At 59.0% G+C, this 13818-nt stretch carries 9 protein-coding genes; 5 read left to right on the forward strand and 4 right to left on the reverse strand.

Going from position 1 to position 13818, the window contains the following annotated elements:
* Positions 1-24: 24 nt before the first annotated feature.
* Together CIC07_RS03940 and CIC07_RS03945 are read right to left on the reverse strand one after the other, a co-directional pair.
* Entirely contained in the window at positions 25-558 is a 534-nt protein-coding gene (locus CIC07_RS03940) for an NUDIX domain-containing protein (protein ID WP_076358630.1), read from the reverse strand.
* A 29-nt stretch (positions 559-587) separates the two neighbouring features.
* Positions 588-1301 carry an MOSC domain-containing protein gene (locus CIC07_RS03945; protein WP_076358631.1) on the reverse strand — a complete coding sequence of 238 codons (714 nt, stop codon included), beginning with the start codon at positions 1299-1301 and terminating at the stop codon, positions 588-590.
* Positions 1302-1786: 485 nt separating this feature from the next.
* On the opposite strand from CIC07_RS03945, the gene CIC07_RS03950 reads away from it, so the two are divergent.
* Positions 1787-2734 (forward strand): ribose-phosphate diphosphokinase, encoded by a 948-nt coding sequence (locus CIC07_RS03950; protein ID WP_049868922.1) that lies wholly within the window; start codon positions 1787-1789, stop codon positions 2732-2734.
* A 1230-nt stretch (positions 2735-3964) separates the two neighbouring features.
* Here the strand turns inward: CIC07_RS03950 and CIC07_RS03955 are convergent.
* Positions 3965-4180, reverse strand: coding sequence for a hypothetical protein (locus tag CIC07_RS03955; RefSeq protein ID WP_076358634.1), 216 nt, complete (start codon positions 4178-4180; stop codon positions 3965-3967).
* Positions 4181-4275: 95 nt separating this feature from the next.
* On the opposite strand from CIC07_RS03955, the gene CIC07_RS03960 reads away from it, so the two are divergent.
* Entirely contained in the window at positions 4276-7251 is a 2976-nt protein-coding gene (locus tag CIC07_RS03960; RefSeq protein ID WP_240923509.1) for a glycosyl hydrolase family 18 protein, read from the forward strand.
* Positions 7252-7353: 102 nt separating this feature from the next.
* On the opposite strand, the gene CIC07_RS03965 is transcribed toward CIC07_RS03960, so the two are convergent.
* Complete coding sequence (locus CIC07_RS03965; RefSeq protein ID WP_076358635.1) at positions 7354-7635, reverse strand: YciI family protein; 282 nt, start codon at positions 7633-7635, stop codon at positions 7354-7356.
* A gap of 135 nt (positions 7636-7770) precedes the next feature.
* Between CIC07_RS03965 and CIC07_RS03970 the strand changes: the two genes are divergently transcribed.
* From CIC07_RS03970 to CIC07_RS03980, 3 genes are all read left to right on the forward strand, one after another.
* A complete protein-coding gene (locus tag CIC07_RS03970; RefSeq protein WP_076358636.1) occupies positions 7771-8796 on the forward strand; it encodes a phosphotransferase enzyme family protein in 1026 nt (341 codons plus the stop codon).
* A 1387-nt stretch (positions 8797-10183) separates the two neighbouring features.
* Positions 10184-11905 (forward strand): ABC transporter ATP-binding protein, encoded by a 1722-nt coding sequence (locus CIC07_RS03975; protein ID WP_076358637.1) that lies wholly within the window; start codon positions 10184-10186, stop codon positions 11903-11905.
* Entirely contained in the window at positions 11898-13778 is a 1881-nt protein-coding gene (locus CIC07_RS03980; RefSeq protein WP_076358638.1) for an ABC transporter ATP-binding protein, read from the forward strand. Before CIC07_RS03975 ends, CIC07_RS03980 begins: the two co-directional genes overlap by 8 nt.
* Positions 13779-13818 lie beyond the last annotated feature (40 nt).

The following is a 13818-nucleotide window of genomic DNA, read 5'->3' on the forward strand; positions in this document are numbered from 1 at the left end:
GGGAAATATCCAGTCAGCTGCTGCTCAAAACGTCAGCCCCTCCCGGAGCTGACGCTCGACAAGCTCCATGACAAGCGTCTCCCGTTCGATCGCAAAGCCGATATTGGCACCCTTTCGCTCCATCACGGCGCGGTTGTGGGAGATGGCATCGGCGATTTCCACCCACTTCGGCCGCGAACCGTTGGCGATCTCGTAGGCTTCCGGACGAATCCGGGAGAAGTCCGTCTCTGCCCGGCACACATAGAAGCAAGAGGTCATCCTCATGTTGTCATATTCCGATTCCCGAGCGGGGCGTAGTTCCTCCACGCGGCCGAGCTCCCGGACGACTTCGACGGAAGAGCAGCCGGCTTCCTCCTCCAGCTCGCGTCGGAGCCCCGATAGCATGTCTTCTCCCGGCTCGATTCCGCCGCCGGGAATGCCGTAGTCATTATAACGGGCGGTGTAGATCGCCAGCATCCTGCTTCCATCGACGATGATGCCCCGGGCGGAACGGCGAACGAAGGCCGACCCGGCTGGATTGGCGACTTTCGGATGGACCAGATCGTACAGCAGCTCCATTTCTTCAGCTCCCTTATCCTTGGAGGCGTTCAAGCTTCGACGACCGTATCGCCGACCCGAACGGTACCCGGCACGGCGACGGACGCATAGAGGCCGAACTGGTTTCCAAACTGCCGGCTTACGGTCTTGTGCAGCGACGGATCGCGCTGCAGCGAGTCCGGCTCCAGGCCGATCATCGAGCAGCGGCCGCAGAACGAGTCGACTCTCAGTTCAGCGGCTCCTACGCGGATCCGCCTGCCGATCCACTGCGCTTCGTCGAAGCCGGGATCATCCATCGCGAGCACCAGGTTCGGCCGGAAGCGCCGCAGGTCCAGCTTCTTGCCCCAGACGGCTTCGAGCTTGCGCCAAGAAGCGTCGGTCACGAGCAGAACGGGAGCGGCGTCGACCGCCAGGAGACCCGGCTCCTCCTGATGAGGCTCTTTGTACCCGGTCATCGACATTCCAATTTCCGTATGCCGCTGCATGTCAGCCAGCAACAGCCCGTCCCACCGGAAGGCCCGCCCTTCAGGAGAGATGACATGCAGGCCGTCTTCCGCTACGGATGCGCGGTAAGCCAGCATCTGCGGGAGCTGCCGAGCGGTGATATAGCTGTTCCATCCCTGCTTCCTTTCATCGCGGAATGCCCCGACTCGGTCGCCTGCTAGTCCTGTTGCTTCCATCTCGCAGGCTTCCAGGCGTTCGCCCGCAAATGATTTGACCGGATACCTCGTAATGGAGGCGACTTTTCCGGAAGACGTTTCCATCCTTATTCCTCCTTGAATGTATCCTGCTTTTTAATTATAGGGGCAGGACCGGATTTTGCCCATTGGTTCAAAGCCGAGCCGCGAATCCTAAAAGAACGCCGGTACCCGGGCGTGGATACGGAGGCTTCAACATGAATTTGGCCGAGGCCGTCAGCGGAAAGCCGCGGGTTCAACACAGAGAAGCATTCCTGCAATAGCCGGCTCCGAAGAGCTGGAGCGGGTGCCGGAGGATGGAGCCATGCGGGCTGCGGAAGCAGTGGGGCCGACGCATACAGCCTGTGAAGGAAGCGATGGGGTTCGCAGGGTGACAAGGACGCTGACTCGTTTCGGCTGCGATGCAGAAGGACCTGTTCCGTACAGCGAGGTCGCTCCCTTGGTAAGGAGATGCCGCAGCTCAATCCTCCTGCGGGCTGTTGATTTGGCTCCGATAGGCTATAATGGTTAAAAAGGATGATAGCCGAAGCGCGGGAGGGAAAGGGATCAATATGACGGATAAAGTGAAAATTTTCAGCGGATCTTCCAATATTCCGCTTGCGAAGAGCATCAGCGAGCAGCTGGGCATTCCTCTCGGAGAGGTGGAGCTGTCGCAATTCGATAATGGAGAGCTCTACGTCTCCTACAAGGAGCCGATCCGGACCTGCCATATTTTCATCGTGCAGTCGCTGTCGGACCCGGTCAACGAGAATTTTATGGAGCTGCTCATCATGATCGACGCGGCCAAGCGGGCATCGGCCAAGACGATCAACATCATCATGCCGTACTACGGCTATGCCCGCCAGGAACGCAAGCGCCATCCCCGCGAGGCGATTTCCGCCAAGCTGGTCGCCGACCTGCTGGAGACGGCAGGCGCTTCCCGGATCATTCCGCTTGATTTGCATACGGCCGCTATTCAAGGCTTCTTCAACTTCCCGGTCGATCATCTCACGGCGCTCGACGAGCTGGCGGAGTATATCCGCAGCAAGAACATCGAGAATCCGGTCATCGTGTCTCCCGATGCGGGGCGCGCCTCTACGGCGGAGAAGCTGGCGAACTACCTGCATGCCCCGTTCGCGATGGTCGTGACCAACCACGACAGCCACACGGGAGAAGAGAAGACGCATGTCATCGGCGAGGTGGCCGGCAAGACGCCGATCGTGATCGAAGACATCATCGATACGGGCAAAACCCTTCTCAATGTCGTGGACAAGCTCGTCGAGAAGGGCGGACGCGACATCATGGTCGCTGCGACCCACGGCCTGTTTTCCCAAAATGCGCTTGAGCGTTTGGAGCATGCGCATATCAAGGAAATCGTCGTTACGGACTCCATCCTGCAGCCTTCCGGGCATTCCGACAAGCTGACCGTCATCTCGATGGCGAGCCTGTTCACCGAAGCGATCCGCAGCAATATTTACGGCGGCTCGATCGCAACCATGTTCAAGAACAAAGGAATATAATCGTACGCGCAGCAGCATCCCAGATCCAAAGAGGCCGGAAGCCAAATCCGGCCTTTTTGCCGTTCCCTTCCAAACGGCAGGCGAACGTGAGGGCAGACGGCAGTTGCTCGTTTGATGCGTTTTGAAACGGACGCGAGACAGTTGCAGGAAAGACAGTTGCAGGAAAGACAAGTGCAGGAAAGACAAGTGCAGGAAAGACAAGTGCAGGAACTCCGTTTTATGGATAATGACAGGCCCTATGCGGCTTTCGAGAAACATAGCAGTGGCGTTGTGGTAGAAGTGCACGTTGTGGTGAAAGCAAGCCATGCAAGCACCCGTTGCTGTGGAGAGACACCCGTTGCTGTGGAAGCACACGTTGCTGTGGAGAGACACCCGTTGCTGTGGAGAGACACCCGTTGCTACGGACGCACCTGTTGCTGCGGACGCACCCGTTGCTGCGGAAGCACACGCTGTTGTGGACGCACCTGTTGCTGCGGACGCACCCGTTGCTGCGGAAGCACACGCTGTTGTGGAAGCACACGTTGCTGTGGACGCACCTGTTGCTGCGGACGCACACGTTGCTGTGGACGCACCTGTTGCTGCGGATGCACCCGTTGCTGTGGAGAGACACCCGTTGCTGCGGACGCCTCCGCCTCGGTGGAAGCCCCCGCCGCATGGACGTTTTCCATACTAGAAGGCTTATCGGACATAGGATCCGTTATTCTCTTTAAAAAGTGGAATCTGCGAAGCTATCGGACATACGATCCGTTATATGGCTCCGATCTATTGATATAGGGGGAATTTCCAGGGAATAGCGGATCGTATGTCCGATAAAATGCCAAAAGCTTCGAATTCGGCCAAATAGCGGATCGTATGTCCGATAAGTAAGCCAAAGGCCCTCAAAATTGCCATAGCGGAACGAATATCCGAAATGCTTGCTTCAAATCCAGGCTTGCCGGCGCTGTCGCCAGACAGAAGCCTTCCCCTGCCGCGTCAGAAGGCCGACAGCTTCTCTGAACCGGTTCTATAGGCTCTTTATAGAGACTTCGCCCCGGTGATGAACCGAGCCTGGGATCGTTGTGATAATTTTTATGATCGTGAAATACAATTTCGTGGTTGAAAAAATGATACTTTCGATCTTTTTGTGATAAATATCACGGATCATAAAGATTTTGAAAAGGTGTTGGATCTTTCCCCGCGAATAGGGAAGCTTGATAGGCACAAATTTCGCCGGCGGGGTGGTAAGCGCTCTCATTGATGCTTGATATCATTGACTTCCCTTTTGTCGCAAAATTTTCCCGTATTGCCCCTCTTTTCCCAAGCCAGCCGGTCCAGACAGAGGTCGAAAAGCCGTTCCATGATTCCCCAAATCATTATGGATGAGGTGACTTGATTGACCACGCGACTGAAAAAGAACGTTTCTTCCACGCTTGCTTCCTTGCTTACATTGGCACTCCTGATCAGCATGTTCGGAGCCGCCGCCCCCCCCCGCTGCCGCTGCGGCTGATCCCAACATCCCCCAGAATCTGGCCGTATCCGATGCAAAGGCAAAATCGATCACTCTGACTTGGGATGAAGTTCCCGGAATCGACCCTAACAACGGATATCAGATCTACTACAAGATCGGAGACAGCACCCAGTGGAATTGGGCGGCCTGGTCCGGATTCTCCCCGAAAATCGTCGGCGGCTTGGAGCCGGAGACGACTTATTCCTTCTATGTCACTTCCGTCCCGGTGCTCGGCACCCAGAGCGAGAAGAGCAATGTGGTCACGGCAACGACCGCCGCCGAGGATCCAAACGCCTATCCGGAGCCGCCGCTGACGACTCCACAGTACCTTCGCGTGACGGACGTCACCTACAATTCCATCGAGCTGGGATGGACGACGAGTCCTCTCGCTACGGGATATGACGTGTATGTGGACAACAAATGGTTCGGAGGAGACTGGGCGGCGGCCGGCAGGTTCTCCTACGAAATCGCCAAGCCGACGGTAGGCCAATCCGTTTACTTCCAGGTCGCCGCGCAGGACAAGGATCGCCGGGTATCCGGCAAGAGCAACGGCCTGCGCATCGTCTGGGGCCGGCTCGACGCGCCGCAGTCGGTGCAGGTCGTATCCGGAACCCGGACCGCGATTTCGCTAGGCTGGGCTCCGACAGCTGGTGCGACCGAGTATGAAATCTACCGCGACGGCGACCTCATCGGCACCAGCCCGGTTCCGCGTTATGCGGCGACGGGATTGACCGAGGGCCAAGCCTACGACTTTACGGTCGTCGCCAAAAACAGCCTGTGGCAATCGGAAGCGAGCGTGCCGGCAACGGCCGTTCCGGGCCGCGAGTACAACATTGTCGCCTATTATGCCGCCTGGGCACAGGGCGCCCGCCAGTTCAGCCCGGCCGATATCGACGGCTCGCAGATTACGCATATCAACTACGCCTTTGGCGATATTTGCTGGAAGGGGGCCGGCACGACCGGAGCCGAATGCCAGAACCCGGACATCGAGCTGCAACAGGGATATGTGTTCAATGGAGGCGTCATTCAAGGCTATCCGGAATTCGATCCCCAAGGCTTCGAGGAGCTGAAGGAACTCAAAGCCGACAACCCGAGCCTGAAGACGCTCATCTCAGTCGGCGGCTGGTCCTGGTCCAAAAACTTCTCGCTCGTCGCCGCGGATGAAATTTCCCGCAGGACGTTTGCAAGCTCCGCCGTCCAGTTCCTTCGCGCCTACGGCTTCGACGGCTTCGACATCGATTGGGAATATCCGGTCGAGGGCGGAGAGACGACCAACGCCAGGGGACCTCAGGACAAGGAGAATTTCACGCTGTTGGTGAAAACCGTCCGGGAGGCGCTTGACGCCGCCGGCCAGGAAGACGGCAAGTATTATCTACTGACGATCGCTTCCGGCCAAGGCGACAACTTCACGGTAAATGCCGATTATGCCAACTCGGTCCAATACCTCGATTTCATCAACATCATGACCTACGACTATAATGGAACCTGGCAGACGGAAGCGGCCCACAACGCTCCGCTTTACTACGATCCGAACAACAAGAGCGCCTCGGCCAAACGCTTCAATGCTGCCGGAGGGCTGCAAGGACATCTGAAAGGCGGAGTGCCTAATTACAAGCTGGTAGCCGGAATTCCGTATTACGGAACGGGCTGGGGCGGCTGCGCGAGCGGCGGCGAGTACCAGCAGTGCTCCAGCACGATCATCCCTGGAACGTGGGGAGCGGATGCGAAGTTCGACATCGCCGATCTCGAGAACAACTACCTGACGAATCCGGACTTCAAGCGGGTGTTCAACAACTACGCCAAGGTTCCTTATCTGTACAATGAAAAGACCGGCGTGTTCATCTCTTATGACGATGCGGAGTCGACCGCCTACAAAACCGCTTATATCCGATCCATCGATATCGCCGGCGCCATGAACTGGGAAATCAGCGCCGACCGCAACCATACGATGTCGGACCAGCTCGCAGCCGACCTCCCTGCGGGAGGCGGCTCTGCGGACAGCCTGCCGGCCCCGGCGGCGCCGACTGCCGGCAAAGCGGGCGCAACTGAAATTCCGCTCCAATGGCAGGCCGTAGCGGGAGCGTCCGGCTACGACATTTTTGCGGATGGCCAATGGGCGGGGTACGCTGCCGGAACGGAATGGACGCTGAAGTCCCTGGAGGCGGACACTTCGTATAGGATTGAAATCGCCGCCATCCAAAAAGGAGAGGATGGAAAAGCGATCCGGGTTTCTATTTTCAGTTCCCCTCTGGCGGCGAAAACAGCTCCGGCCTCTGATCCGACGCCGACACCGACAACAAACCCGACGCCGACGCCAACAACAAACCCGACCCCGACACCAACGCCGACGCAGGCACCGACGCCGACACCGATACCATGGTATCCGACCTATCCGACAGCAACGCCGACGCCATCACCAAGCCCGACGCCATCCGCCACGCCGGCGCCGACCGCTTCGGCATTGCCCGAGCCTTCCGCCAAGCCGCAGCCGTTCAACGATGTCAGCTCCAAGCACTGGGCGAGCGGCGCCATCGCTAGAGCTTCCGAACTGAACATCATCATCGGGTTCGGAGACGGCAGCTTCCATCCGAATGGAAGCGTCACCCGCGCCGACTTCGTCACGATGCTGGGCCGTGCGCTCGGTCTGGACAGCACCGGCGGCAGCCTGGACTTCAAGGATGCTTCCTCCGTTCCGCTTTATGCGCGCGGGTATATCGCGCAGGCTTCGGAGGCGGGCTGGCTGAAAGGATACGAAGACGGCACGTTCGGGCCGAAAAGGACGATTACCCGCGCCGAGATCGCGGTGCTGGTCGCCAAAGCCCTCTCCCTTCCGGCTGCAGACTCCAAGCCTGCCTTCGCCGACGCCTCTTCCATTCCGGCATGGGCATCCAAGCACGCAGCCGCTCTGGAAATCGCGGGTCTTGTCCAAGGCGACGAAAAGAACCGGTTCCATGGAGACCAGCCTCTGACACGCGCTCAAGCAGCGGTTCTGATCATCAACCTGATCGACTATGCCAAAAAGGCTCCGTGACAAAAACAAGCCCCTTCACCGTTCAGGCGAGGGGGCTTTTTGCTTGCTGAAGCGATGCTGCCGATGTCCAAAAGCCGTCGACAGCAGGACGGACAGGGAATCTTAGAGCTGGACCTTCAGAAACAGGGAAGTCATTTCCCAAGGGTGAATCTCATAGTTGCGAGCCTGATGCAGGACATAGGGATCCTGTTCCACGAGCGCGGAAACCTGTTGAAGCGATTCTCCCGTGTAAATGACGAGGCCGCCCCATCCATCGGTGAATCTTCCTCTGGCGGCGATGCGGCCCTCTTGCTCCAGCTTCTCCAGGTAAGCGAGATGCTCCGTCCGCAGCCTCGCGCTCTTTTCTTCATCCAGCATCGGCAGCATGACCGCGAAAAATGCCATTGTCGACTCCTCCTCCATCGTTCCGGGAATAGCTTCAGTATACGATTTATTTGAGGGAACGGGCAGGAAATCAAGGGGCGGCCCCCTAAACCTAAAGAAGATTAGAAAACCTGAATACAGGCAAGGGGGATAAATATGGAGGCATCGGTAGAGAAGCTGTTCGGTCCAGAGCGGCTGGAGGATGCGGCTCTTCGTTTCGGACTGCAGGGAAATCCGAAGAAGCTGGGCGATTTTGAAAACTATATCTATGAAATGCAGACAGCGGAAGGCGTTCCCGTCATTCTGCGCCTGACCCACAGCAGCCATAGATCGCAGGAAGAAATCGAAGCCGAGCTTGATTTCCTACGGCATCTTGAGGCGGAGGGCTGCGGAAAGGATATCGCCTCGGGTCTGGCCTCGCCGTCCGGCAGCCGCATCGAGAAAATCATGGCCGCGGACGGATCGTGCTTCTATGCGAGCCTGTTCCGCAAAGCGCCTGGCGGAAGAGCGGTGCCGGACTCGGAGGCTTGGAATCGGGAGCTGTTCGCGGAGTGGGGGGCGGTAACGGCTCGTTTCCACAACGCTTCCGCCAAGCTGGATCGGAAGCTCGCCCGAAGGCAGTGGAGCGAGGACGACCTCATCGCGAACGCAACCGCCTATCTTCAGGACGAGGACCCCGGGGTTATCGCGCAGCTAGCATCCGTGCTGGATAGGCTGCATGCTCTGCCTCGGCCGGAAGGGAGCTACGGCTTGCTTCACGGAGATATCCATAACGGCAACTTTTTTGTACACGAAGGGCGCATCATGGTGTTCGACTTCGACGACCTGGAATACAGCTGGTACATCCACGATGTCGCCATTCCGCTCTATTATGCGCTCAGCTCCCGAATTCCTGACCGATACGGGGCGGATCGGGACGCCTATGCGGCGGACTTCTTCCTCAGCTTCCTGCAAGGCTATCGCAGCGAACGGAAGATGCCGGAGGAGTGGCTGGATGTGCTGGGGCTGTTCCTGGAGATGCGCGATCTCACTTTGTATACCGTCCTTGCCAAGAAGCTCAGCCCGGAGGAGCTGACGGAGGGCATCACCGCCTGGATGGAGCCAATGAAGGAACGGATTGTTGCCGGAACTCCGATCGTCTCTCTCGATTTCAGGGAGCTGGCCGCTGCCGCGCTCAGCTAGATGCTTGACGAAAGCCGTCCGCTTGGACGGCTTTCGAATGCTGGGAGGCCGGGGCAAGAAGGCTTGCCCCTTGGGCAGGTAATGCTTGTCCATAACGGGGACTTCCCAGTTCTGGCGGAGCGTCCTGGCAGTGATGGTACCTGACTGCAGAATGGCTGTGTCTGCCGGCAGATTGGCTAGTCGCCAGCAGCGTTGCTAAGTCCGCCAGCGGATGGCTAGTTGCTATGTTGCTAAGTCCGCGAGCAGGATGGCTGAGTTGCTATGTTGCTAAGTCCGCGAGCAGGATGGCTAAGTTGCTACGTTTCTAAGTCCGCCAGTGGATGGCTAAGTTGCTACGTTGCTAAGTCCGGCAGCAGAATGGCTAAGTTGCTACGTTGCTAAGTCCGGCAGCAGAATGGCTAAGTTGCTACGTTTCTAAGTCCGCCAGTGGATGGCTAAGTTGCTAAGTTGCTAAGTCCGGCAGCGGATGGCTAGTTGCTACATTGCTAAGTCCGGCAGCGGATGGCTAGTTGCTATGTTGCTACGTTGCTAAGTCCGCCAGTGGATGGCTAAGTTGCTATGTTGCTAAGTCCGGCAGCGGATGGCTAAGTTGCTAAGTTTCTAAGTCCGCCAGCGGATGGCTAAGTTGCTACGTTGCTAAGTCCGCCAGCGGATGGCTAAGTTGCTACGTTGCTAAGTCCGCCAGTGGACGGCTAAGTTGCTAAGTTGCTAAGTCCGCGAGCAGGATGGCTAAGTCGCCAGCAGCGTTGCTATGTCTTCATGCAGTGGGGTAAGAATCATTGTGCGGGGACGGTAGTCGGAAATACATCCATATTTAGAAGCCAGTAGTGTACACGGCTGCTGGAAATAACGGTTATCGGACATAGGATCCGTTATTTGCTCGATTTTCCCATAAAATTTGATTTATCGGACATAGGATCCGTTATTCCAACAAAAATCGGTCCAGAAGGGCAAGAAAGCCAACAATAACGGATCTGATGTCCGTTAAATTTTTTTAAACGGTGCCGGAACCCGGAATAACGGATCGTATGTCCGATAGGCAGGGCGAGCCAGGCTCATTCTTCATGTCATGTGCCGGCACTTCAGAAAAGGCTAGCCTTACAGCTTTGCTCTTGCCCATGCAGCTTTGCTCTTGCCCTTACAGCTTTGCTCTTGCCCTTACAGCTTTGCTCTTGCCCATGCAGCCTTGCCCACGCAGCCTTGCTCTTGCCAGCAAGGCTTGCCCTTGCAGCCTTGCAAGCAATCGATAATGAAGGGCGGCCGCAAAAGCCGAGACGGACGCCTACCGCAAGGATGGAGGCGGACCGACAGGTTCGAGCGCAGAGCCGTCCTTGGGAAATATAGGGTATAATGAACGCATACATAGCTTGGAGGTGCATCACGGCACATGGAGAAAGTATTGTCATCGCTGTCCAAGTACCGCGTCTCGGCCGGAGTCGCCCTGCTGATGATGCTGGTCGAGCTGGCGGTGGAGCTGTCCCAGCCTTTTATCATCGCGAAGATCATCGATGAAGGCATCGCCCATAAAAATCTGCAGGTCGTCTGGCTGTGGGGAGGCGTGCTCGCTGGAGGGGCGCTGATCGCCTTCGCGGCGGGGATATGCAGCTCCTTCTATGCTTCGTACGCAAGCCAGGGATTCGGCTACGACCTGCGGGAGCGGCTGTACGGCAAAGTGCAGTCGTTCACCTACGAGGTTTTCAATCGGTTCGCGGCGTCGAGCCTGATCACCCGCCTGACGGGAGACGTCAGCCAGGTTCAGGATACGGTCTTCATGGCGCTCCGCTTCATGACGAGAATCCCGCTTGTGGTCGCGGGAAGCGTCCTGATGGCGCTCATCGTCAACTTCCGGCTTGGCCTTATGCTGGCCGCGACGCTGCCGCTGCTGCTGCTTTTCGTCGGCTGGATGATCGGCCGGGCGTCTTCCGTCTTCCAGACGGTGCAGCGCCGTCTCGACAAGGTCAACGCAGTCATTCAGGAGAACTTGACCGGCATCCGGCTCATCCGCGTTTTTGTCCGCATGGGCCATGAAGTCAAGCGCTTCGGGGAAGCCGGCGCCGAGCTGATGAAGGGCACCGTGCGCGCCTTGCGGCTGACGGAAACGACCCAGCCGTTCATCATGCTGATCGTCAACGCCGCCATCATCGCCATTCTCTGGTACGGCCGGCTCGATATCGCAGCCGGATCGGCGACCGAGGGCCAGACGGTCGCGGTCATCAACTATGCGCTGCGGACGATCGGCGCAATGAGCATGCTGGCATGGATCGCCGCGATGTTCTCCCGAGCCGGCGCATCGTCCCGACGGATCCGCGAAGTGCTGAACGCGGACCCTTCGGAAGCGCAGGCGGCTTCCGGAACGAAGCCGCTTGCGGGCTCGGATGTCGAATTCCGCTCGGTCGGCTTCACCTACCCGGAGAGCAGCATCCCTATCCTGGAGAACATCAGCTTCCATGCGCGCGCGGGACAGCGAGTCGCGATCATGGGGGCGACGGGCTCCGGCAAGTCCTCGCTCGTGCAGCTGATTTTGCGTCTGTATGAGCCGACCTCTGGCGTGATTGCGGTCGGAGGCACCGAGCTTCGGGAGCTTGATGTCCAGACGCTGCGCCGGGCGATCGGTTATGTGCCGCAGGACGTGACGCTGTTCTCCGGCACCGTCAGCGAAAATATATCCTGGGGCAACGAGCATGCGACGGAGGAGCAGATCGCGGCCGCGGCGAAGGCGGCCCAGCTGCATGAGACGATCATGCGCCTGCCGGACGGGTACGGAACGATGCTCGGCCAGCGCGGCGTGAACCTCTCCGGCGGCCAGAAGCAGCGGCTGTCCATCGCCAGAGCGCTCGTCAGAGAGCCGAAGATTCTTATTCTAGACGACAGCACCAGCGCTCTCGACCTGAAGACCGAAGCCCTCTTGCTGCAGGAGCTGGAAGCCATGAGCTGCACGACATTCCTGATTACGCAGAAAATAAGCTCGACCGTGTCGGCGGACCTGATCCTGCTGCTGGAGGACGGCCGTCTGACGGCGGCAGGGCGCCATGACCGGCTGATGGCGGATTCGGAGCTGTATCGCCGCATCTACGAGTCGCAGTATGGAGAGGAGGCCCGCCATGCTTAAGCAAGGGCTCGAACCGCTGAGAGTTCCGCGCCCCGAGCCGGATCCTTCGCTTCCGCCTGCGGGCGTCCGCGGCGGCAAGCCGAAGGCGAAGGCCAAGGACTGGACCGGCACGCTGAGGCGGGTGTGGGGGTATCTGGCGAAGCGCAAGGTGAAGCTGACGGTCGTGCTCGTGCTGGTGGCGGTCAGCTCCGCGCTTGCCTTGCTCGGTCCGTACATGATCGGGCGCGCCGTCGACCTCTATCTCAAGGAAGGCAGCCAGACCGAAGGATGGGGCCTGTTCCTCGCCGGGCTCGGCATCGTCTACGTGCTCTCTTCGGCAACGTCCTGGATCCACAACGTGTGGATGATCACGATCGCGCAGGAGACGGTATACCGGCTGCGAAGCGACCTGTTCGCCCATCTGCACCGGCTGCCCATTCCGTTCTACGGCAAGCGCCAGCAGGGCGAGATCATGAGCCGCCTGACGAACGATATCGAAAATGTCAGCTCCACCCTCAACAGCTCCGCGATCCAGATCTTCTCCAGCGTGCTGACGCTGGCCGGAACGGTGAGCGTCATGCTGTGGCTCAGTCCGCTGCTGACGCTGCTGACCTTTGTCGTCGTGCCGCTGATGGCGGTCGGCATGCGCTGGATCACCAAGCGGACCGGCCCTCTGTTCAAGGCCCGCCAGCGCAATCTGGGCGAGCTGAACGGCTACATCGAGGAGACGCTGTCCGGCCAGCGGGTCATTACGGCCTTCTCCCGCGAGGAGCAGGTCAAGGAGGCGTTCCGCGAGCGCAACGAGCGCATCCGGCTGTCCGGATTCTGGGCGCAGACGATCTCGGGCTTCATCCCCAAGGTCATGAACAGCCTGAACAACCTGAGCTTCGCGATCGTGGCGGGCGTCGGCGGGATTCTGGCCGTGCGCGGCGCCATTACGGTCGGCACCATCATCGTGTTCGCCGAGTATGCGCGCCAGTTCACCCGTCCGCTGAATGACCTGGCGAACCAGTGGAATACGCTGCTGTCGGCCATTGCAGGCGCCGAGCGGGTCTTCGAGGTGCTCGACGAGGAGCCGGAGGAGCGGGAGGACAGCAAGGCCGAGCGGCTCGGCAAGGTCGAAGGGGCGGTGCGCTTCGAGCATGTATCCTTCGGCTACGAGGAAGGCCGCGAGACGCTGACGGGCATCGACTTCGAAGCCCGGCCCGGCGAGACGATCGCCCTTGTCGGTCCTACGGGAGCGGGCAAAACGACGGTCATCAGCCTGCTCTCGCGCTTCTACGAGCCGACCTCCGGGCGGATTACGCTCGACGGCAAGGATTTGGCCGGCATCCGCCGGGACAGCCTGCGCTCCCGCATGGCTTTCGTGCTGCAGGACTCGTTCCTGTTCGAAGGAACGATACGGGAGAACATCCGGTACGGAAGGCTCGATGCGACCGACGAGGAAGTGGAGGAGGCGGCCAAGCTGGCCAACGCCCATTCCTTCATCATGCGGCTGAAGGACGGCTACGGCAAAATGCTGAGCGCGGACGGCAGCGGCATCAGCAGCGGGCAGAAGCAGCTGCTCGCCATCGCGAGGGCGATTCTCGCGAATCCGTCCATGCTCGTTCTCGACGAGGCGACGAGCAGCATCGATACCGTGACCGAGATCAAAATTCAAGAAGGGCTGCAGCGGCTCATGAAAGGCCGGACAAGCTTCGTCATCGCTCACCGGCTTGGAACGATCCGCAGCGCGGACAAGATTCTGGTGCTCAAGGATGGACGGCTGGAGGAGCAGGGCACCCATGAGGAGCTGCTGCGCCGCGGCGGCTTCTACAGCGAGCTGTACAGCTCCGACAAGGAGATTCCGGCAGGCGCGCAGGAGGATCCTGTGGCCGCCTTGCAGCAGCGTTGACGAGCCATGAAACCCAAGACTCCCATTACGAAGTTCACGC

Source organism: Paenibacillus sp. RUD330 (genome assembly GCF_002243345.2).
Lineage (GTDB): Bacteria > Bacillota > Bacilli > Paenibacillales > Paenibacillaceae > Paenibacillus_O.

Bases quoted from the DNA above. Each gene is read 5' to 3' on its own strand.
- CIC07_RS03940 (WP_076358630.1), bottom strand. From the start codon at position 558: ATGGAGCTGCTGTACGATCTGGTCCATCCGAAAGTCGCCAATCCAGCC.
- CIC07_RS03945 (WP_076358631.1), bottom strand. From the start codon at position 1,301: ATGGAAACGTCTTCCGGAAAAGTCGCCTCCATTACGAGGTATCCGGTC.
- CIC07_RS03950 (WP_049868922.1), top strand. From the start codon at position 1,787: ATGACGGATAAAGTGAAAATTTTCAGCGGATCTTCCAATATTCCGCTT.
- CIC07_RS03955 (WP_076358634.1), bottom strand. From the start codon at position 4,180: ATGCTGATCAGGAGTGCCAATGTAAGCAAGGAAGCAAGCGTGGAAGAA.
- CIC07_RS03965 (WP_076358635.1), bottom strand. From the start codon at position 7,635: ATGGCATTTTTCGCGGTCATGCTGCCGATGCTGGATGAAGAAAAGAGC.
- CIC07_RS03970 (WP_076358636.1), top strand. From the start codon at position 7,771: ATGGAGGCATCGGTAGAGAAGCTGTTCGGTCCAGAGCGGCTGGAGGAT.
- CIC07_RS03975 (WP_076358637.1), top strand. From the start codon at position 10,184: ATGGAGAAAGTATTGTCATCGCTGTCCAAGTACCGCGTCTCGGCCGGA.
- CIC07_RS03980 (WP_076358638.1), top strand. From the start codon at position 11,898: ATGCTTAAGCAAGGGCTCGAACCGCTGAGAGTTCCGCGCCCCGAGCCG.